Origin of the sequence: Psychrobacter sp. 78a-MNA-CIBAN-0178 (genome assembly GCF_040309625.1) — a bacterium.
GTDB classification, from domain to species: Bacteria; Pseudomonadota; Gammaproteobacteria; order Pseudomonadales; family Moraxellaceae; genus Psychrobacter; species Psychrobacter okhotskensis.
Genome location: NZ_JBEOOZ010000017.1, coordinates 31,949 through 53,697, shown reverse-complemented (window position 1 = coordinate 53,697; position 21,749 = coordinate 31,949). Strand labels below are relative to the sequence as shown.

Annotated in this window: 18 protein-coding genes, 1 pseudogene and 2 other annotated features; of the genes and pseudogenes, 12 read left to right on the top strand and 7 right to left on the bottom strand. The window is 41.6% G+C overall.

What is annotated here, in order from left to right; genetic code table 11:
* Positions 1 to 535: 535 nt before the first annotated feature.
* Positions 536 to 724 (top strand): annotated as a pseudogene (locus tag AAEY80_RS10200) (IS3 family transposase); the annotation flags it as partial.
* Positions 725 to 1,218: 494 nt separating this feature from the next.
* On the opposite strand, the gene AAEY80_RS10195 reads toward AAEY80_RS10200, so the two are convergent.
* Positions 1,219 to 2,249 (bottom strand): integrase core domain-containing protein gene (locus tag AAEY80_RS10195; RefSeq protein WP_167514317.1). Its coding sequence is split into 2 segments: positions 1,219 to 1,997 and positions 1,997 to 2,249, totalling 1,032 coding nucleotides; codons are not numbered across the junction.
* A 541-nt stretch (positions 2,250 to 2,790) separates the two neighbouring features.
* On the opposite strand from AAEY80_RS10195, the gene AAEY80_RS10190 reads away from it, so the two are divergent.
* The 8 genes from AAEY80_RS10190 to AAEY80_RS10155 all read left to right on the top strand — a co-directional run bounded on the left by AAEY80_RS10190 (position 2,791) and on the right by AAEY80_RS10155 (position 9,415).
* Complete coding sequence (locus AAEY80_RS10190) at positions 2,791 to 3,393, top strand: cytochrome b/b6 domain-containing protein (RefSeq protein ID WP_160022933.1); 603 nt, start codon at positions 2,791 to 2,793, stop codon at positions 3,391 to 3,393.
* A 24-nt stretch (positions 3,394 to 3,417) separates the two neighbouring features.
* On the top strand, positions 3,418 to 4,089 hold the full coding sequence (locus AAEY80_RS10185) for a response regulator (RefSeq protein ID WP_025653062.1): 672 nt from the start codon (positions 3,418 to 3,420) through the stop codon (positions 4,087 to 4,089).
* Between the two features lie 49 nt (positions 4,090 to 4,138).
* Entirely contained in the window at positions 4,139 to 5,680 is a 1,542-nt protein-coding gene (locus AAEY80_RS10180) for an ATP-binding protein (RefSeq protein WP_298980016.1), read from the top strand.
* Positions 5,681 to 5,769: 89 nt separating this feature from the next.
* On the top strand, positions 5,770 to 6,327 hold the full coding sequence (locus AAEY80_RS10175; RefSeq protein ID WP_160022935.1) for a PepSY domain-containing protein: 558 nt from the start codon (positions 5,770 to 5,772) through the stop codon (positions 6,325 to 6,327).
* The gene (locus AAEY80_RS10170) at positions 6,317 to 6,646 is read left to right on the top strand and encodes a hypothetical protein (protein WP_227502415.1); all 330 of its coding nucleotides are present in this window, start codon (positions 6,317 to 6,319) and stop codon (positions 6,644 to 6,646) included. The genes AAEY80_RS10175 and AAEY80_RS10170 overlap by 11 nt, the downstream gene beginning before the upstream one ends.
* Positions 6,647 to 6,720: 74 nt before the next feature.
* Complete coding sequence (locus AAEY80_RS10165; protein ID WP_084212341.1) at positions 6,721 to 7,830, top strand: FAD:protein FMN transferase; 1,110 nt, start codon at positions 6,721 to 6,723, stop codon at positions 7,828 to 7,830.
* A 63-nt stretch (positions 7,831 to 7,893) separates the two neighbouring features.
* Positions 7,894 to 8,577 carry a DUF8596 domain-containing protein gene (locus AAEY80_RS10160; protein ID WP_025653057.1) on the top strand — a complete coding sequence of 228 codons (684 nt, stop codon included), beginning with the start codon at positions 7,894 to 7,896 and terminating at the stop codon, positions 8,575 to 8,577.
* A 136-nt stretch (positions 8,578 to 8,713) separates the two neighbouring features.
* A complete protein-coding gene (locus tag AAEY80_RS10155; protein WP_025653056.1) occupies positions 8,714 to 9,415 on the top strand; it encodes a VIT1/CCC1 transporter family protein in 702 nt (233 codons plus the stop codon).
* A 31-nt stretch (positions 9,416 to 9,446) separates the two neighbouring features.
* Here AAEY80_RS10155 and AAEY80_RS10150 read toward each other — a convergent pair whose 3' ends face one another.
* From AAEY80_RS10150 to AAEY80_RS10130, 5 genes are all read right to left on the bottom strand, one after another.
* Positions 9,447 to 10,301 (bottom strand): SDR family oxidoreductase, encoded by an 855-nt coding sequence (locus tag AAEY80_RS10150; RefSeq protein ID WP_025653055.1) that lies wholly within the window; start codon positions 10,299 to 10,301, stop codon positions 9,447 to 9,449.
* A gap of 77 nt (positions 10,302 to 10,378) precedes the next feature.
* On the bottom strand, positions 10,379 to 11,335 hold the full coding sequence (locus AAEY80_RS10145) for a TauD/TfdA family dioxygenase (RefSeq protein WP_025653054.1): 957 nt from the start codon (positions 11,333 to 11,335) through the stop codon (positions 10,379 to 10,381).
* Between the two features lie 173 nt (positions 11,336 to 11,508).
* Complete coding sequence (locus tag AAEY80_RS10140; protein ID WP_025653053.1) at positions 11,509 to 13,161, bottom strand: AMP-binding protein; 1,653 nt, start codon at positions 13,159 to 13,161, stop codon at positions 11,509 to 11,511.
* A gap of 63 nt (positions 13,162 to 13,224) precedes the next feature.
* Positions 13,225 to 14,076 (bottom strand): thermostable hemolysin, encoded by an 852-nt coding sequence (locus AAEY80_RS10135; protein WP_025653052.1) that lies wholly within the window; start codon positions 14,074 to 14,076, stop codon positions 13,225 to 13,227.
* Between the two features lie 526 nt (positions 14,077 to 14,602).
* Positions 14,603 to 14,689, bottom strand: coding sequence for a DUF45 domain-containing protein (locus AAEY80_RS10130; protein WP_240990549.1), 87 nt, complete (start codon positions 14,687 to 14,689; stop codon positions 14,603 to 14,605).
* An 82-nt stretch (positions 14,690 to 14,771) separates the two neighbouring features.
* Between AAEY80_RS10130 and AAEY80_RS10125 the strand changes: the two genes are divergently transcribed.
* A protein-coding gene (locus AAEY80_RS10125; RefSeq protein WP_392397033.1) for an IS3 family transposase occupies positions 14,772 to 15,991 on the top strand; the annotation gives its coding sequence in 2 pieces (ribosomal slippage) (positions 14,772 to 15,048 and positions 15,048 to 15,991; 1,221 coding nt in all).
* Positions 15,047 to 15,163, top strand: a sequence feature (AL1L pseudoknot). It overlaps the preceding gene by 117 nt.
* Before the next feature lie 327 nt (positions 15,992 to 16,318).
* Here the strand turns inward: AAEY80_RS10125 and AAEY80_RS10120 are convergent.
* On the bottom strand, positions 16,319 to 18,574 hold the full coding sequence (locus tag AAEY80_RS10120) for a DUF262 domain-containing protein (protein WP_025653067.1): 2,256 nt from the start codon (positions 18,572 to 18,574) through the stop codon (positions 16,319 to 16,321).
* 358 nt (positions 18,575 to 18,932) lie between these two features.
* Between AAEY80_RS10120 and AAEY80_RS10115 the strand changes: the two genes are divergently transcribed.
* Positions 18,933 to 20,152, top strand: a protein-coding gene (locus tag AAEY80_RS10115; protein WP_413771506.1) for an IS3 family transposase whose coding sequence is annotated in 2 segments (ribosomal slippage) — positions 18,933 to 19,218 and positions 19,218 to 20,152 — 1,221 coding nt in all. Because the reading frame shifts where the segments join, the coding sequence is not laid out codon by codon here.
* Positions 19,208 to 19,324, top strand: a sequence feature (AL1L pseudoknot). (Overlaps the previous gene by 117 nt.)
* 191 nt (positions 20,153 to 20,343) lie before the next feature.
* Complete coding sequence (locus AAEY80_RS10110) at positions 20,344 to 21,558, top strand: competence protein CoiA (protein WP_025650830.1); 1,215 nt, start codon at positions 20,344 to 20,346, stop codon at positions 21,556 to 21,558.
* Positions 21,559 to 21,749: the final 191 nt, after the last annotated feature.

Sequence of the window (21,749 nt, the reverse complement as noted above, 5' to 3'; positions counted from 1 at the left end):
CCAACTAATTATAATTACTATAGCAATCGATAAAAAAATCTTTGAATAGGGTGCTAACGCAGTCTCTATAACCTCGTAGTTTTTGCCGAAGTGGTAACCTGCAAGCGTCAGTACAGTTGTCCAAACACTAGAACCCAAAGCAGTCAATACTAAAAAAGATAAAAGTGGCATTTTGTTCATACCCCCATATCAAACCCCCATATCAAACCCTAATATTAACAACCTCACCTGAGTAAAATATCAATTTAAACGAAGGCTACTAACGCTATATATAGCATAGTGTTAGTAGCCTTTTTTAATGTCTCAAATGCACAAAATATAAGCGCATATATACCATGAAGTAAGATTTATAGCCCCTCAATAGTTGAGTTTTTGACATCTAACAAATTATGATTTCGCTCGTAGAAATTCATCAAATCCTCATTAATAATGACAGTGTGGATTCCTGATAAGATTATTATTGGAGAATAACTTAGCACACACATTGAACCGCCCCGGTATTGTCGGAGACTTAACATTCTGAGAGAATACGACAATGAAAAGACAAACCTACACTCCTGAAATGAAAGAGCGCGCCGTCCGTATGCTAATTGAAGCTAAAGACGATTACCCATCCACCTGGTCAGCCATCAAAGCCATAGCGCCAAAGATAGGTTGCACGCCTGAGACCCTACGATCATGGCATAAAAAGCACATTGATAAAACCATTCCTGCAAAGATTCAAGCTCAAACCCCAATATTAACAATATCACCTAAGTAAAATGCCAAATTAAAAAAGGTTACCGAGGCTATATTTGGTATAGCATTGGCAACCTTTTTTTATGTTTTTAATATTTAAAAGTAAGTTTATACGTTCATTATAATCAGATTTTCAGTCCCTCGATAGCGAAGTCATCATCACCTAAGCAGTTATGTTCTGGCTAGTACATTGCAGTCGCTGAGAAACAGATCAAAAATACAAATATTTAGTGTAGGAGTAGGTTTTTAATCAACTGTCTGAGTAATCCGATGATGAATAGACCTTAGGTGCAGCCATAGTTTTCCAAGCCTAAATAGTACGTTTTACCGTACCTTGCCTTATATCAAATAAATATGCCTCAACATCACGAATAACAGAAATGCCTGAACCAGCTCATTCAGAACTAGTTATTGGCATACCTATTCCAAGTTTAATTCAAGTGGTAACCCACCCAAACCTAAGACACTAATCTAATAGAATTAAGCTGCGTGAAATAGTTTCTGCATTGGCGTAAAGCCGCCATTGCCCATGTTCGGGCGCTCGTTATTGTAGTGGTACAACCAGTGTTCTGCTTGTTCTCTGACTTGAGCTAAAGTAGTAAACAGCTCTTGGTTTAACCAATCATACCGCATCGTTCTATTATAGCGCTCTACATAAGCATTTTGCTGTGGATGACCAGGCTCAATATATCTGATAGCAATATCTTGCTCTAGTGCCCAGTCTTTGAGTGCATTACTAATGTACTCAGGACCGTTGTCACATCTCACTTGATCAGGCTTGCCTCGATATTCAATCAGCTGATTCAGACCGCGTATCACTCTTTGAGCAGGTAGTGAAAAGTCAATCTCAACGGTTAGCGCATCAGGCATAAAGTCCATGCTCCAGCTTTGATTGATACTATCAGGTACTGCTAGAGGTATGGGTTTGTCACGTTTAATACGGCGCTTGGGCTTGATTCTAAGGTTCAATTCAAGATCGCAGTAGATGCGATACACGACGCGTTTGTGGTTGTAGGGCAACCCCAGAAAGTTATACAGACTTAAAAAGCATAATCCAAAGCCCCAATTCTTATTCTTCTGCGTCAGATCTATTAATAAATCCGCTATTAGCTTGTTTTCATCAGAGGCAACTGACTTATGATAGTAGCAAGTGACGCTGATGTTAAAGATATGGCAAGCCCTGCGTATGCTAATAAAACGCTCTTCAAGGTAGTGACAAGCCATCTCACGGCGCCTTGATGGCGCTACCATTTTTTTGACATGACATTCTGTAATATGTCAGATTTAAGACATTCATCGGCATACATCTTCTTTAGTCGAGCGTTCTCAATTTCAAGCTCTTTAAGACGTGAGATTAAAGAGGCATCCATACCGCCGTATTTAGAACGCCAGTTATAAAGGGTGCTTTGTCCAATATTGTGGTCACGGCATAGCTCAGTGATAGGGACACCTTGCTCTGCTTGCTTTAAGATGTTGACGATTTGGTTGTCGCTAAAGCGGATCTTTTTCATAGGGTTCTTCTGCTGATAGTTTAGCAGTTAATCTCTATTTCTAAGCGTTCTTATTTATCGGGAGGATTGCCGGAGTATGCGCAGTACTGAAGGGATGGCCGAACGGATCGATCAAGGTTTGCAGCGACGCAAACGCTGGATATTGCCTGAACCTGTTTCGCACCTTGGCAGCTTACTGTAGCGAGTCGCACCGGCTCTGTACTTGCATCAGGTGCGTAAACGCTTTAAAGGCGAACTACGATAAATTAATTATTGGATTCGTCTCAGCTTTTATTCTAATATTGTGCCGTTTAAAAAATAATGTTGCTAGCAACGGTATTTTAAACGGTATTTTTTATCACCACCTAGAAATGTCATGACATATTACTCACTATATGAGTGTTTGGTTTTTAGCTTCCTAAGCTAGCCTTAAGGTTTGTTTGTTGTAATAGCAGTAGAGCAGATGATGTAACGTCTAGCCTACTAGCGGTATCTCGCCTAGGTTTGATGTCTAGCAATTATATCGTCAAAAAATAAACGAACTATTAAGGGAGTGATGACCATGGACCAAAACAGTACAACGAATCCGACACACGAGTCTGATATATTGTTATCAAACATTCCTAAAACCAGACAAGTACGAGTTTGGGATATTTTGGTCAGAGTGACTCACTGGGCCGTCGCGGCTGGTATCACTGCTAATTTGCTTTTTACCGAAGAAGGCAGTGAGCTGCATCAATATGTCGGTTATACCGTGGTAGGGTTAGTGGTTGTACGTTTGCTTTGGGGTTTAGTTGGCACTCGCTATGCACGCTTCAGTGACTTTTTTCCTACATCGTCTCGTATTAAACGTCACCTATCTGATTTAAGTGCTCGCCGTATGGATGAGCAGCATCTTGGTCATAACCCATTGGCTGCCATTATGATGCTATTGTTATGGGCCGTGATTATAGGGTTAGGCGTGAGTGGTTATTTGATGGAGGCAAGAATTTTCGGTAGTAAAGACATCCTTGAAGAAATTCATGAAATACTTGCCAATAGTTTATACTCACTTGTCCCGTTACACATTATCTCTGCGATTGTCATGAGTTATTGGGAACGGCAAAATCTGATTAAGTCGATGATAACCGGTAATAAAACGGTAACGACGCGTCGCCCAAGATAAAATAATCAACGAAACAGGACAGTCATGGCACGCATACTATTAATAGAAGACGATAGCAATATTGCTGAAGGTATTGTTGTCGGGCTAAAAAGCCATGGCATGATGGTCGATTGGTTTAGTGATGCTAGGCAAGGTGAAATGGCACTGCAAGAGGATATGTTTGATGCGGTGTTGCTCGATCTGACGTTGCCAAAAGGTGATGGTATGACTGTGCTACAAAATTGGCGCTATAAACAGCTAGACACACCGGTGTTGATTATTACGGCTCGTGACGCGATTGCCAATCGCGTGGCTGGACTCAATGCAGGCGCAGATGATTATCTAGTCAAGCCATTTGCACTAGATGAAGTGGTTGCCCGTCTGCAAGCATTGATACGGCGTAGTCAGGGACGGAGCCAACCTGAGATTCGTTATGGTGAAGTCGCTTATTGGCCTCACAATCACCAAGTCTCTTATCAAGGTCAAGTCATTGAGCTAACCATCAAAGAAGTGGCCATACTAGAGCAAATGCTAACTCATCCTAAACAGATTCATAGTCGAGCCAGCTTAGAGGACAAGCTCTATGGTTGGCAACAGGATATTGAGAGTAATGCTATTGAAGTGCATATCCATCATTTACGCAAAAAACTGGGCAATGATTTTATTTTAACCAAACGCGGCATCGGCTACTATCTCAATCCAGCACATAGCCATTAAAGTGTTTATGTTCAATTTGGCTTTTAATATATGAGCAACATGTGAGCTTATGAAAAGTATCCAGCAGCGGCTGTTAATCTCTTTACTCATTGGTCTACCCTTACTATGGCTTATCACATCGAGCTTTATTGCTTGGCGGTTATGGCATGAAATTAATGAGATGAATGACACGCAAATCACTCAAGTGGTTCGATATTTGATGGGCGTATCTGCTGATGACAGTGATTCACAAGATGGGGATCCAAAAACTGGAGAACAAGAAGACAGCGACCAAGAGGAAGGTAAAGGAGAGCATCATAGAGAAAAGAGCGAAAAGCCCGCTGCCAAAATATATAATTTAAAAAGTAAAGAGCTGTCAGGTGACCTGGGTGATGCTGAAGATGACTATATGGGCTTTGCCATTTGGGATAAAGAAGGACATCTATTAGTGGCTGATGAAAATGGTCAGTCATTTTCTTTTCTGCCAGACCAGCGTGGTTTTTTAGAAGAATATAACTCTGCTTATCAGCGCCTAAACCCTTTTAGCAAACGCTGGCGGTTATTTTATGCGCATGATGACTATAATGGTGACAATGGCTACGATGACACGCATGAAGGCCGAGTGATCGCTGTTGGTCAAAACCTTGATTCTCGCCGAGAAATGATTGTCGAAGCAATGTCTGTGCAAGTGTTGCCTATGTTGATTGGGCTATTTTCCTTCATGATTTTGGCTATCGGATTGATACGACACGGACTGATGCCGTTAAGCCAAATCAGTGCCGAGGTGGAACAGCGCAAGCTGCAAGATGATAGTCCTATCACAGCAGACGTACCAAAAGAGATTCAGCCTTTGGTGACCGCTTTAAACGTTTTGTTTATAAAAGTGGCAGATACCTTGGCACGTGAACAACGCTTTACCGCTGATGCTTCTCATGAGCTGCGTAGTCCACTGGCTGCGCTCAAACTACAAGCAGACTTGTTACAGCAGCAGCTATTACAACTGTCTGGCATAGAAAACGACAATCAGTTGTTTTATCACACACAAAAGATTAGCGATGGCATTGAGCGTGCGACCCATTTGGTCGATCAATTATTGGTTTTAGCCAAGATAGAGCCGCAACAGCAGTTGCCTCCTGAGCAATTAGAGCATCCAGACTGGCTGATGCTCACAGATTCTGTACTGAGTGATTTCAACCGCTTGGCTCGTGAAAAACACATTCAATTAAAACGCACCGTACACTGTGACAATCCTGCCGATATTTTGCCCATTCTTATCAATCCAGTATTATTTAAGCTATTAATCCGCAATTTACTAGACAATGCCATCCGCTATTGCCCAGAGGGCTGTCTGATTGAACTGCAGTTAGATGTTGATAATATTAAAGTGGTGGATAATGGCTTGGGTGCAGACCCAGAGCAGCTAGCGCGCCTGAGCGAACGCTTCTACCGTCCAGCAGGTCAAACCCAACTAGGTAGTGGGCTAGGACTGTCAATCGCCAATCGAATCGCCGAGCTGCACAACCTCACCTTAGCGTTTGCCAACCGCTCTCAACCAGAAACAGGCTTTGTGGTAACAGTTAAAAGTAAAAGCCCACTCTCAAAACCGTTGTAAAAAAATAAATCATACTGTCTTAAGTTTGAGTTAATATTCAGTGCGTATGCTACTCGTATTCCCTAATAACATTATATGGAGTACAACCTGTGAGCCTACCGCTCTTAAGACCACTATTATTAACTGTCGGTGCGACTTCCTTAGTATTCTTTGGTGGGGTTATTGCCTTAGCCGTGCAGTCTCCCGAACCTGCTAGTACTTTATCAGTAGCTGATCCTATCACTCAAAATACTGACATCACACCTAACGCCTCATCCTCATCGGTGCAGCAGTTACCTCTTGCTGCGCTTAGCCCTGCGCAAGCGACAGCACTGGCAAAACAAGACGCACCCAATGCGATATTGCAGGCCAATCCAGAGCTCATCAACTATAACGGTAAGGTCGCTTATGAAGTGCTATTAGATAATAGCGCCACTTATATTGACGCCAATTTAGGCACGGTTCTAAATCCGGTAGCGACCAATAATTATCGTGTTGAGAATTTTTATGAAGACTACGATGAAGATGATCGAGATGAGCATCATGATGACGACAGGGACGAAAATGAAAAAGTCGGCAAATACCGTGACGAGGATTACAAAAAGAGTGATCATCTAATCGCAACGAGCTACAAACACCATGAGGAGGAAGATGATTATGATGACTAATACACAATCAACGGCCCAAGCAACTCCAAAGAAACCTGCTAATAAGACGAGTAAAAAAGCTGATCCGTTCGCCTTTCTTAAAAGCAGTATCATGATTGCATCGATTGCAGGCACGATGGGTGGATGGTTATTTTTGCTCAATCAAGAGACAGACAGCCCATCTGTGAGCGCCGTCACTGTAAATACTACAGATTCTGGGAGTGGTGAGCTAGCTGCTGCATCAATACCCATTGTTGACATCACACAGCTGAGGCAGGTCAATGAAGCTGCTCCTGTAGAGGCAATAACAGTCGTCGCCCGTACGCGTTCTTCTCAATAACCAGCAAATCAATAAATAAGCAAAGATGAGTAATTATTGAGCTTATACCCTATCGCAAAAAATGGAGTCTTCTGATGAGTAAGAACACGACAAAATTGGCGACTCTGAAACTGGCGGCGATGGGTTGCCACATTCAAATAACGTTAAACATTACCAAGATTGGCACACAGCACTCGCAGGAAATAATAGATCACCAAATTTCTTTGTTAAAAAGTGAAACTCAGCAGCGTTTAGCACGCTGGGAGCATATATTTAGTCGTTTCGATGAAACCAGTGAGCTCATGAGACTTAATAATCATACCGACCAATGGAGGGAGGTAAGTGCAGAGTTGTTTGAGGTCTTAGGTCGCGCCATATATTTTGTTGTAGAAACTCAAGGTCTCATAACCCCAACCTTACTCAAACCGCTCTGGGCTGCTGGTTATAGGCAGTCATTTGAAACCTTGCCAAAAATGTCTACGCCATCTATACCCGTAATTACCTCAAACTCTGGCTCAAATGCCGCCACATACTTACAAGCTCAACCCAATGCTAACAATCCTAATCAGCAAATAGACAGTATTCAGTGTCGCCGATTGGTTGATGGTCAGCATCAGATCTACCTGCCCGCTGGAATAGCACTTGATTTGAATGGTTATGTCAAAGGCTGGTGTGCCATGCAATTAGCTGAGCAGATTAGTCGAAGTCATGACTGGCAACTCCCTTGTTTGGTAGATATGGGCGGTGATATAGCAATCGGTGTCCCAAGAAGCCAAGCCCTAGATAATGCAATAGACAGTCCAATTGTTTGGGGCGTGGCAATTGCTAAACCTTACTGTGCTAATGGCGAGCATATGCAAAACGACCAAGATGTCGCAATTCTTACTTTGAGATCTGGTGCTGTCGCCACTTCTGGGCAAGATTATCGGCGCTGGTGGCATAAAGGTCGCCCGCAGCATCATTTAATTCACCCTCATTATTCCCGTCCGGCTATCAGTGATGTCCTGACAGCAACGGTCATGGCTGCGGATACTGTAACAGCAGAGGTATACGCAAAATATTGTGTGCTCCTCGGCGTTACAGAAGCAATAACATGGCTGAACCAGCATCATATTGCGGCGCTCTTAATTGATACGAATAACAACGTGATATCGTCCATTGCTATTGAGCCAAATTTGAGTGAGCCCAACTTGGTTGCCGTCTAACGACTCACGCTCTATACGCCAGATACCAATATATTAAGTAGATGCATTCATAGGAGTATCGTCATGCATACAGACAATCTTACTCACAGCCAGGCTACTTCTAATACGTCGCTTCTTGTTCAGGTTATGTGGATTGTATTGATTTTGAGTATTGCCATCGGAGTCGGCAGCTACATGCTATTGATGTGGGGAGAGACGGTCTCACAACTACTGACCGCCACAGATAAGCATTTTTGGTATTTATCACGGGCAAGTGGTGTGATTGCTTATGCTTTATTTTGGCTGGCAGTGGTTTTTGGTTTATTACTGAGTACACGCTTAGGAAAGCATTTTAATGCGGCTAGGGTATTTGCCTTGCATCAGTATTTAAGTCTGATAGCGGTAGGCTTTGCCGCTTTTCATGCTGGTATTTTATTGGCGGATAACTATCTAAATCTGCATATATGGCAGATTTTAGTACCTTTTGGTTTCCAGACTGATCGGGTGGGCGTGGCATTGGGACAGATGGGGTTTTGGCTGTTATTTATCTGTGCATTCAGTTTCTATATTAAGAAGTATATTGGTCAATCAGTGTGGCGATGGCTACACTTTTTGACCTTTACAGCTTATATGCTTATTAGCATCCATGTGTTTATGGTGGGATCTGACAGTCGAGCATTACCGTTGCTGTTATTTTATGCAAGTAGTCAGACATTGGTTTTTGTATTGACTAGCTATAGATTATTGATGATGAAACAAGTCAAGTGACTATTTAATTGGCAATTCGATTGACCGTTCAAATGACTATGTATGGAGCGTTATAGTATCAAGCGGTATAAACTGCAGTGATATTATAAGCTACACTAGGATATACCAATCCGTGTCTATACCTTTTAAGGATTTTATGCATCATTATTCTATTCATGACGAAGCACATTTGAGCAATCGCAATCATTGGTTGAGGGCAGCAGTGCTGGGTGCGAATGATGGTTTGATTTCGACAGCCAGTTTATTGGTTGGGGTAGCGGCTGCCAGCCCAAGCAGTCAGACATTGCTGTTGACTGGCATGGCCGCGTTGACCGCAGGTGCGTTGTCGATGGCGGCTGGCGAGTATATTTCTGTCTCATCACAAGCGGATACCGAAAAGGCGGATCTCGATAAAGAGAGACATGAGCTGACGCATAATGCTGAGCGTGAGCTAATAGAGCTCACAAAAATTTATGAAGCGCGTGGACTTGAGCATGATTTGGCACATCAAGTGGCCGTAAGCTTGACTGAGCACAATGCCCTGGAGGCTCATGCTCGTGATGAGATAGGCTTAACGGATCTTAGTGAAGCGAAGCCTATTCATGCATCAGTTGCCTCTGGACTATCATTTATAGCGGGGGCGATACTACCGATCATTGGGATACTACTATTACCAGCGGAAACACTGGTTTGGTCACTGGCCTCTTTGACGATAGTAGGCTTAATGCTACTTGGGATCATCTCTGCTCGTTTGGGCGGTGCGCCTGTTGTTCCTGCTACTACTAGAGTAGTAGTTTGGGGGGTACTAGCTATGGTAGCAACCTCATTGATTGGCCGCTTATTTGGCGTGGCCATTTAACAACATACTCACTCCATGACAACCTAACTGGTTACTGTCCTTTTTTAGCGTATTGTTTGATGGTGGGTAGGTCTTTGACAATGGCATTGCCAACAATGTTGGGAAACAGTCGATTGAGCCATGCAAAAAAACGCTCGGGAAACCCCAAATGCTGATGCGCCTGCTTGGTTGATATAAAGTGAATCAACGCTTTTGCGACGGTCTTAGGCGAGTCCATTTTCACTTTCAATGCCTCATTCATGGCGACGACTGCATCTTTATTCATGGTGGTCTTGGTGGCTCTAGGCGCAAAATATCGAAACTTCACTGAGGTGTCGGCATACTCGCGGCCTAACGCTTCACTTGCGCCGCGTAAGGCAAACTTGCTAGCGCTATAAGCACTAAAACCTGGGTAGCCAATACTGCCAAAGGTTGAGCCAACACTGATTATTTGGCTCGGACTATGCTGTGCTATCAAGATAGGCAGTAGTCTTTTTATGAGCTGTAGTGGATACGCCACATTGACCAACATCATCTGTTCGATCGTATCATCACTTTGATCCGTGAGTAATGCAAAGTCATTGATACCTGCATTGAGTATGACAGTATCAATGACGTTTCCATGGCCTTGTGTCATTTCACCCAGCCCCTCTAACAGTAGCGATTGCGACGCCTGCGAGCTTAAGTCACATGTATGAGACAGAAGCGGGACATCAGGATAGTCTTTGGTCAACTCATCCACTAAATGCGTCAAGGTTTGATTGTTACGCCCGATCAAGATTACCGGTCGATTATTGGCACATAATTGCCGTGCGATCTCTTGTCCGATACCACCCGTGGCACCAATTAGTATGGTGTATTGCAGGGTAGACTGTATTAGGGCTGATTGACCATTAGGTAGTGTCATGATATCGCATCCTTGTTGAACAATTATTATTAAAGCATGGATTATTGAAGCACGGATTGTAGTGATATGCGCTGTTGCTAATCGTCTGAGTGATTAATGCCATGCTTAATTCCAAGACCCATCGCAATATACAGCTTACGCTCTGCTAAGGGCACGTCAATTTGTCGACGACCATGCATGATGCGTTTGTTGTCTAGTATCACCACATCACCATTTTGCCACGCAATTTCTTGAGTATGCACTTCACAGATTCGAGTCAGCTTGGCTATTAGCTCATCATCAACGCTTTGACTATTCGCTAGGGTGAACTTAGGTTTTTCATAGTTAAATGATGGCCCAAGTAATGTGTTTGCAAAGGCGAACTGCCCGCTTAAGTTGTCCTCTCGGATAGCAGGTACCTGTAACACGTACCGAACGCCGCCATCTGTCTGAGGCTCTACATGATGCGTTAACGTCTTGCTCGTCGTCGCAGCGATAAATTTATCTAAATCATCCAAGCTTATTTGATCAGCGGCATCTGTTCTGCCGGTCGCAGTAGCCACGTAATTTTGCCAAATTGCTTGAGGTAAATAGCGACTGATACGCATCGGCTGACTAAAAGTGGCTTTTAGCTCAGGTGATAGTGCTTGATACACAGCATATCCATCACATATCGTTGTTTGTGAGCCTTTTTTGGCGCTTAACTCACTAAAAAAGGCAATGACATCAGGTGGCATCGGCGTATTGCCATTTTCGATATGTAGTCCAATAGCATGCGCACCTGCGTCCACTTTTTGGGCTTCAGAAGTGATGTTTTGACGGGCAGGATCATAGGTTAAGGTCTGACACAGTTGACTCATCAACTGACTAAACGTGTCCACATCGTAGTGATGACCTCGAAGTAACATCCAACCATGGGTTTTTAAGGCCGTTAAAATATCAGAGGTCTTAGGTAATGATACGCTGGCAGACACTTGAGAGGTTAGTACCTCAGGAGTGTCAATTTCGATAACGTCACTTTTTATCAAATCATTTAGCATAAGAGTGGTTTGCATAATGCTGTCCTATAACGATAAGTGGTAAAAATATATGTAGGCTAACGGCTAGCTTTGATCTATTTAGGTTTGGTCTATTTATGTACTATCTAAACGGTCAACGGCATTTTTCCTACTATGTTTTATTAAAAGCTTAGTAATAGAGTCTGTTGTGCTGCTGGTGAGAGTGTCCGTTATAAGCCGAGTGCTGATTTATAAGTCTCAAGAATTTGTAGTCGTCGCAATTTACCGTTATCGGTTAATAATCCATTGTCAGTGCTGAAAGGTAGCTCGGCTAGATGCCACTGTTTGATACGAGCATAGTCAGGCAAGGTTTGGTTTACGATATTTAGTGCTTGTTTGATAGCAGATTGTAAATCACTGTTATCTGCTGATGTCGCGTTAGGGTTGGCGACTATCACCGCAGATAGATGAGGCTCACCATCTCCGAGTACCGCCACCTGATAGATAATAGGCTGCGTTGAGAGCTGCGCTTCTACCCATTCAGGCGAGATATTTCGGCCAAAACTACTAATAAGCACGTTTTTGCGTCGACCTGTGATGTATAAATAGCCGTCGTCATCTAGATGACCGATATCCCCTGTGGCAATGATGCCATGGTCTTCGTTGCTATTATCATGGTTTAGGTAGCCTTGCATCGCATTGCCCGTGACCATCACTTCGCCACTGGCTGCGATGCTGACCGATGCATGAGGCATAGGTTTGCCCACGCTGCCTGCGCGCTTTGCTTTAGGCGTATTTAGACTGACCACAGAGCCACATTCAGACAAGCCATAGCCCTCATAGACAGGCAAGTTTAAGGTGTTAGCATCTTGTAATAATTTGGGTGAAACTTTGCCGCCGCCTACTGCCATAAATCTTAAGGATGGCAAAGCAATACTAGGCGTACACTCGCCACTAGTGCTTGTGCAAATTTGGGATTTTTCATTAGCTGCCATTTGCTCGCAAATGGCTTTTAGCATTTGTGGTAATAAAATAACACTGGCGATATCATGGGTTCGTACGGTTTTTATCAGCCGCTCGGCATCAAAGGCTTGATTGGATAGCAAACCAAATTGATCAATTTGCCCTGTCACCAAAGTACGGCCCATGTATAGGCTCACGTAGACGCCTGCCACGTTTTCTAACAAAGTGGCAAAAGGCAACACGCTCAAATGACTAAATTTGCTTGTGGTCTCGGTAACTTCTGAAGTGTTAGCAGCGTCATTTTTCAAGGTGTCAGCTAGCGCACCCGATAACGACTCAACAATACGCATCAAAGTATCTTGACCCAAACATACGCCTTTTGGCATACCAGTACTGCCTGAGGTGTAAGTCACTTTGCAAAAATCGTTGGCAGTAGAGGAATTTTGAGAGGTAAGGCTAGGGTCAATGATAGTGTCAGTAAGTTGATAAAAGCTACCTTTGATATGAGTCGCCTGCTCAGACTTAATGGCTTTTGTCTCTGGTGTATCAGCGATCACCCAATGATCCATATTGTCTATGATTGGCATTGTTAAACTAGCTCCAACATATACCGTCTCTATCTGCGCATCTTGTAGTAAGTGCGCAATTTGTGATGCACTAAAGAATAAGGGGATTGGCACAACGACCGCGCCGACGGTACTCAATGCCAAATCGAGTATGATCCAATCTATATCATTATGGGTATATAAAGCGACACGCTTGCCTTGCCATATGTCTAATGTCTCATGGAGCACCGACAACGTGCGTTGAAGCTGGCCATAAGTCAGACTGATCGTTTTGTCATTGTCTATCGTCTGTATCGCCACTTGCATAGGTGACTGACGGGCATGCTCACATATCGCGGTATAAATGGGTTTCATGTTATTCTCACTGTCTTGTAGTGGTGCAGTGTTATTGGTTGATGGTAAGCTAATGAATGAGTATTAAACGGTTATCTTATTTAGCGTCAAACGAGTGGCATAATTCATCTCTAACGTTTCGTTATAGCGATAATGAGGGGCGCATACCCGCTTAGCATCTGCCACATTGATGGCGACCACCAAAGGGTTGTGCTGATAGTAATGGCCCCATGATGATACTTGCTCAGGGTCTTCTAGCGCTTCTGCAGTGGCCTTGGCAATAACATGGCTGCGAATGCCCATATGCGCCAATATATGTCGCACAGCATCGGTGCCAGTACACACTACCCAGTCTGCTTTGGTTTGGTATTCATGAGTCGTAGGATTCAGGGTAGGGGTAGATAAATAAAACACCAAAAATGCTATCATAAGCCGCGCGCTACCAGCACAACCTGATGCTAAATTGCCAATCTCAAAAATGCGCTGACGATTGACTAGCTCGCCTGCTACTCTACTGATCTCATTTTGTATTGGCGTGTTTAAATACTGCTCTAAAAATATCTTATCTTCACAGATAGGTTTTAGACCGATAGCAACGCTCGTGCCTTTAAACGCGGGCAAAGTATCATCGTCAGCGGATAACCAATCGCCATAGGATGGCATATCGGCAAAACCTGAAAACAAAATAGGCATAAAGTAGCTTAATCTAGCGTGATGGATGTACTCATATATTTGTTTGATGAATGCTTGGGCATCTTGATTTTGAGTATATGAAGTAGGCGATGTCGCTATTGGAATTTGAGTGCTGGCGCGTATATATAGGGATGAAGGTATTCCTTGCACCTCCAATATTGACATTGGCTTAACGGCTTCAATATAGAAGGTCGTATTTAGAACATTCTGCAAGGTATGAGTGCTATCAATAGATAATGACATCAGCTGTCTCCAAATGGCTAAAAGCTTTTAGCACGATTAACATCATGGAAGCATGATAAAGGAGCAACCTTAACTGAACCTTAAGGTTGTATCGTTTTTAACAATCAAACCCCGGTATTGACAAACCCCAATATTAAGCACATCAACTAAGTAAAATACCAATTAAAGAAAGGTTGCTAACACTATGCACAATATAGTGTTGGCAACCTTTTTTACTTCTATAAAAATCAGTCACATCGTATATGAATTTATGATATTGATATTCTTATAACCGCACTAATGAGGTGGTTAGCATCTGACAAATCTCAAGCCAGCCTATATCTAGCTTAAAAGTAGCGAATCTATATATCTGATCAGACAATAAGATACTACTCTCGCTGTTGCCAGTCATTTTGACCTACAGGCAACCGATCAAGTAAGTCACGTCTCGATCTCCAGTCAGATATGTGTGTATCTAATAATGCTTTAAATCTATCGTTGTGCTATCGTTCCTTAAAGTGTAATAACTCATGCACGATAATATACTCTAAACCGGGAAGGGCTTTTTAGCCAATTCAAGATTAAGTAATATTCGCCATTGCTCGATATTGCAGCTACCCCATTTAGTTTTCATCTTTTGTACTTGCTAGCCACAGACAGTCCCATTGAACCGCCCCGAGATTGTCGGAGACTCAACATTCTGAGAGAATACGACAATGAAAAGACAAACCTACACTCCTGAGATTAAAGAACGCGCCGTTCGCATGCTGATCGAAGCAGAAAACGACTATCCCTCTACATGGTCAGCCATTCAAGCCATTGCCCCTAAGATTGGCTGTACGCCTGAAACCCTACGATCATGGCATAAAAAACACATCGATCAAACTATTCCTGCCTCAGTGCAAGCGCAAAGCGACAAAGAACGCATCAAAGAGCTTGAACGCGAGAATAAAGAGCTCAAGCAAGCTAATGAAATCATCAGAAAGGCTGCGGCTTTTTTCGCCCAGGCGGAGCTCGACCGCTGACTAAAATCATGATTCAATTCATCGACGACAATAAACATCTTTATGGGGTCGAGCTGATCTGTAGAGTATTACCGATTGCCCCGTCAACTTATTATCGTGCTAAAGACTTGGAGGATTGCCCTGAGAAGCGTTCCCTTCGCAGTCAGCATGACGACTTTTACATCAGTGAAATCAGACGCATCTGGACTGACAGCAAATGCCGTTATGGTGCGCGTAAAGTCTGGCAGCAGATGAAAGCTGATGGGTTAAAGGTTGCTCGTTGTACCATAGAGCGTTTAATGAGACAGCATGGCCTACAAGGTGTCTGGCGCGGTAAGGGTAAAATAACAACTCACAGCCGTGATGATCAAAAGCGTGCTGATGACTTGGTTAATCGTAACTTTAGCGCTCATCGCCCTAACCAGCTCTGGGTGGCAGACTTTACCTATATCAAGACGATAAGCGGCTGGGCGAATACCGCTTTTGTTATTGATGTGTTTGCTCGCGCTATCGTCGGCTGGAAAGTATCTAATCGTATGAATACCGATATGGTAATGGCAGCATTAAATCAAGCGATAACAGATAGAAACAATCCCAAAGATGTGATTCATCACAGTGATCGAGGGGTTCAGTACTTATCTATTCGCTATACCGATAAGATGACGGACTGCGGCGTGATTGCTTCTGTTGGTACAACAGGTGATTCATACGACAATGCACTGGCTGAAACGGTCAATGGACTCTATAAATCTGAAGTAATTGACTATTTAAAGCAGAACTGGACTGGTGTGAACGATGTTGAACTGGCAACCCTTGAGTGGGTGGACTGGTTTAATAAAACCCGTTTACATGGCACGATTGGATATGTGTCACCCTTTGAGTTTGAAAAGCGGTATTATGATAATTTAACCCTGTCAGGCATCGCTGCCTGACTCAAGTAAATCACTCTCCGATAAAGTCGGGGCGGTTCACATCGATCTGACCAGACCAGACTATTTATTGATTAAAATCTCTCAAGTTAATGTCTACAGATTTGACAGCAGAGGTCAAGCTTGATGCCACTTCTTAAAAAGGTTGCCTTTTTCAAGATACTGATAGCACGTGTGATCAGGGCATACTAAAATCGTACTTTTTCAACCATTGCTCCAAGGTGTCGCGCTCTATGTTTTTACTGCCAGTTGCATAGATAGCGATAGCCTAGCGTATCGGTAAAAAAGCGTATGACACGGTTTTGAGTGAATATTTCTATATCGTCCACGTTACTCATAAGATACACCTGCTAAATTTAGCCCTTGCAGCATAATATTTAACATTTCAGTTTCATGCTGAGCAATTATTTTTTTATCCCACGCATCTGGTTTACCTTGTATGCAATCAATCATTTTCAGTAGCTTTAAGCTATCGATTTGCCCACTTTGCATATTTCCATTTTGTGAGAAATACTTTACCTTAACATCAGGCATATCATTACTCACACGTGAATTAAGGCTATGGCTAATCAAACATAAATTACCAAAAGAGTGCAACAGTGAATCTTTTGCGTCTTTATCTTCCAAAAATATACTGTCGTTTCGCTTATTTTGTGGATAAAAGTGTTCTACAGAGCTTCTAGCGGTAAAGGTAAACTTAGGATAGTTACCGTTTAACCAAAGCAGATAATCTAAATAATTAAATACAAAAATGTTGCGGATATTGCCATACCTGAGATACTGCTTAATTTGTATACGTAGATTATCAGTACTCAAGTTGTCATGGGTATGTTCAGTCAATAGCTTATTGAAGTCTGAGGTTTGATAAATGATTTTATGATAATCATCAGGTTCATCAGTCAAATAACGCTTTAACATAAAGGCGCGAGCTATCTCTTCTAAATGGTCAAGATACGCTACGCTATTAAGCCCCATTTCATCATGTTTATAATGCTTACAAGCATAATATAAAACGGCATTAAGCCAGTGCTTATAGTTCGTAGTAGGAGTTGAGACATGAAAAGCACTTTGCAACATCACTAGTTTGTCAGTGTCAGTCTCAAAGCTATTTTTGTAGTAGCTGTTTTTTTTATCTTCATTCTTGATTAGCTTATTAAGCGTCCATTGTCCTTTACTGTCTTGAGTGTTGCGCTTTATTATAAAGTGATCAAAGATAAATTTGCTTTTAAGTAATGAGTATATAAAGGTCTTTACTTGAGACAAAGGCGTTATCTGATTGTTAGTTTCTATACTTTGCTCAGTATTTGAAGTGTGAGCATTTTCTAAGTTGGATGGTTTTAAGATAAAGGTTTCAAACTGGGTTAGCAGCTGTTTGTCATCAAGTGCGATGTCTTTTTTATATGAGGACTGCACGTTAACCATGATTCTCAAAGCATGTAAAAGAAAGCTTGAGAAATTCACTAAGCTATAGTAAGTCTCACTATTACCGTCATCTTCTTCTTTATCCGCGGTATTGCTAGGGTTAGGTGGACTGGCAAAACCATTTTCAAGGATGTGGAAAAGAGAAGGAAGTGGCTTCAATTTATTGTTTTGAGCATCATTGTTACAGTCAGAATACTGTTCATTATCTGGCTGGGAATTGTTAGGATTATCAGAGTCTTTATATATCCTAAGCAGTTCATCAAAATCTTTAGGCCGCAAAAGAGTTAAATTCTCTGAAAACAACTTAAAGCGTAAAGTAGTATTGAAGCCATACTGTACGTATTTATTCATATTGGCACAGGCTTCCCAAACATCATGAATCAAAGCTTTAACTGGTTGTTTGTCCGCAAGCGCTATCTCACTTTCGTTTGCCTTTTCAATGACTGACAACAAACGTGCTTTAATAATTTCATGCTTCTCTAATTGCTCACCTCGGTTATTCATAACTTCGAAATAATGATTTAAATCCGTTTCGTCAGGCACAGGTACACGAGCAATCTGTACATATTGAAATAGATAATCACAAAACTCTTGAAGGGTTGTAGTGGGTTGTTGGTTATCATTATTAGGGGAAATAAATTTACTTTCCATTACTTCTCTAATAGACGTATAGCCGTTGATAATAGCGGGATTTAGCTTAGCTTCATGAAGGTGCTCATAGGTTTCTAGATTGTCATTCAGTAGTAACTCTAACGTCTGAGTAGATTTCGGACGGCTTTCAAACTCAATGTTTTGTTCTGTATACCATGACATATCATAGTCGCTATCTATAGTTGTAAAGTAATTCTTTAGATATATGATTAATAAGCTCAGAGTAGTAAAGCGTTGTTGACCGTCAATAACTTCAAACACTGTACGTTTTGAAGATAGTTGTGGTCTTTCAAATACTACCAGTGTACCTAGATAATAGTTCTTATGTTCCTTTGAACTTTTCGCATCAATTTGAGCGTCCATAATATCGACAATAAGCTGTTCAATCTCACTATTGCCCCAAGCATAATTACGCTGATACATCGGAATCAGATAGTGCTCGGTGCCGTTAAGCAGCCCCTTTGGTGTTAGTAGTATCACTTGCTCGGTTGCGCTCGGATTATAGTTTTTCATAATTTTATTTTTCTCTATTTATCAGTCAAACCCTAATATTAACAACCTCACCTGAGTAAAATATCAATTTAAACGAAGGCTACTAACGCTATATATAGCATAGTGTTAGTAGCCTTTTTTAATGTCTCAAATGCACAAAATATAAGCGCATATATACCATGAAGTAAGATTTATAGCCCCTCAATAGTTGAGTTTTTGACATCTAACAAATTATGATTTCGCTCGTAGAAATTCATCAAATCCTCATTAATAATGACAGTGTGGATTCCTGATAAGATTATTATTGGAGAATAACTTAGCACACACATTGAACCGCCCCGGTATTGTCGGAGACTTAACATTCTGAGAGAATACGACAATGAAAAGACAAACCTACACTCCTGAAATGAAAGAGCGCGCCGTCCGTATGCTAATTGAAGCTAAAGACGATTACCCATCCACCTGGTCAGCCATCAAAGCCATAGCGCCAAAGATAGGTTGCACGCCTGAGACCCTACGATCATGGCATAAAAAGCACATTGATAAAACCATTCCTGCAAAGATTCAAGCTCAAAGCCAAGCCGAGCGCATCAAAGAGCTTGAACGTGAGAACAAAGAATTAAAACAAGCCAATGAGATCATAAGGAAAGCAGCCGCTTTTTTCGCCCAGGCGGAAATAGACCGCAAACCTTAGTGATGGTTCAATTCATCGACGAGAATAAATCTATTTATGGCATTCTAGCTATTTGTAGAGTCTTGCCGATTGCCCCATCCATATACTATCGTACCAAAGACTTAAACGACAATCCGGAGAAGCGTTCACAGCGTAGTCAGCATGACGATTTCTATCTTAATGAGATTAAACGTATCTGGCAGGACAGCAAATGCCGTTATGGTACTCGTAAAGTCTGGAAACAGTTGAAAGCAGAGGGTATACATCCTGCACGCTGCACTGTAGAGCGTTTAATGCGTCAGCATGGAATGCAGGGTATTTGGCGAGGTAAAGGTAAGATAACGACTAAGTCTCGTGACGATCAAAAGCGTGCTGATGATTTGGTTAATCGTAACTTTAATGCCCATCGCCCTAACCAACTATGGGTTGCTGATTTTACCTATATAAAGACACTGAGTGGCTGGGTATATACCGCCTTTATCATTGATGTATTTGCTCGCGCTATCGTTGGCTGGAAAGTATCAGATCGTATGAACACTGATATGGTGATGGCAGCACTAAACCAAGCCATTGCAGACAGAAACCATCCTAAAGATGTCATTCATCATAGTGATCGCGGCGTTCAGTACTTATCAATTCGCTATACTGATAAGATGGCTGATTCTGGCGTCATTGCATCTGTTGGCACGACAGGTGATTCATACGATAATGCGTTGGCTGAAACGGTTAACGGACTTTATAAAACGGAGGTGATTGAATATTTAAAACAGCAGTGGCAAGGTGTGAGTGATGTTGAATTAGCAACCCTTGAATGGGTCGATTGGTTTAACAAAACTCGCATTCATAGTACGATTGGCTATGTGTCGCCTTTTGAGTTTGAGAGACGATACTATGATAGTTTTATTGAGTCAGACAAAGCTGCCTGACTCAAGCAATCAAGTCTCCGATATAGTCGGGGCGGTTCAAAGCGCTTGAGTCAATTCACGCGGTTTTTACTGGATACGAAGGTAAAGGCATAGGAGAAGGTAAACCCTAATTATGCGCGATCATCTTATAAAGCATGAATATATATAAGAATGTATTGCTAGATCAAAAGTCAAAATAACTAAGGGTCAATATGGCTTTTATTTGCACAAAAAACGATGAAAAAATCTATAGTTTTATATATAGCTTAAAAGATTGGATAGCTTTAAAAGAAGATAAAGCGTCCAGTTTCAATATGGCTTGCTGTGGTAATCAGGCAATACTAAAGACAAGTAAGCTAGGTACGCAGTTCTTCGCTCATAAGGCAAAACCTAAAGACTCTAACTGCTCGACTGGTGGTGAAACTGCCGAACACATGCATATCAAATATCTTGTTATGAAAGAATTAGATAGAAACGGTTGGAATGTAGAAGTCGAAAAAAGAGGGGTTACCCCTAGTGGGGAGGAATGGATAGCAGATATCTACGTAGAAAAAGGTAAAGCTAAGATTGCAATTGAAGTGCAATGGAGCCCTCAAACTTTTATAGAAACAAAACGCAGACAAGAAAAATATGCTCAATCAGGTGTAAGGTGTGCGTGGTTGCTTAGAAGTGGCTCAATTAAAGATACCAACGCAATTACAGGCGATTATGCCTATAGTACGAAAGACATACCTGTATTCTCTATTTATAGAAATAAGACGCAGGGCAATCAAGCTTATATGATTTATAACGTGAATAAGCTAGACAGCAACAGTAGTCGGTACAACCACCGTTCATTTAAGCCTATTACACTACCATTAGAGAATTTTATACAAAGATTGGTTTCACAGGGCCTAGTTTTTATACCTTATGAGCGATTCACCTCTACAAAGTTTAGATTTAAATCCAACGGTATCACTGAGATGACTTTAGGGGTGAGTAAAGACTCTTGCGCTAAATGTGGTTACTCCAATCCGATAATTTCTGAGGTGAGATATAAAGAAGACTATAAAGTACGTTCTAAGAAAATAAAAGATTGTAGCGATAAAGAGCTTAGAATTATTAATACACATTTTTCTAAGAATTATGTTTTTTCACCCATAAAAAAGGTGCGTAGTGAAATACTTAACAAAGTTTTTATAGTCAACACTTGTGTTGAATGTGGTTTTGTCATAGATAGAGATGGTCAATATAGTACCTATTTAAAAAAATTTTTCACTAAGCCGCTTTTTATAAAGCATTTAGGTCTTAATACAGAAAAATTCTATACTTCGAATACAACTCTTAATACGGAATGTGTTTACCTTGTAAACAACAGTTTCAAAATCAAATATAACGAGAGTTTTGAGTTTGGTAAATGGGTTACTAGAGATAGTGAACCAGTTTAATCAGAATAATTGGCATATATGATTGTTTATAAAAAATCATATAATGTAATTTACTACTGTAGATTTTGCAATAATTACTATATAAGTTTGAAAGCGATCAAACGTAATCCTTTTGCCATACTGCGTTTTTGCAAACCATACAACACCAACTATCTTGAGCACGCATATATAGGATATCTGCTGGCATCTCT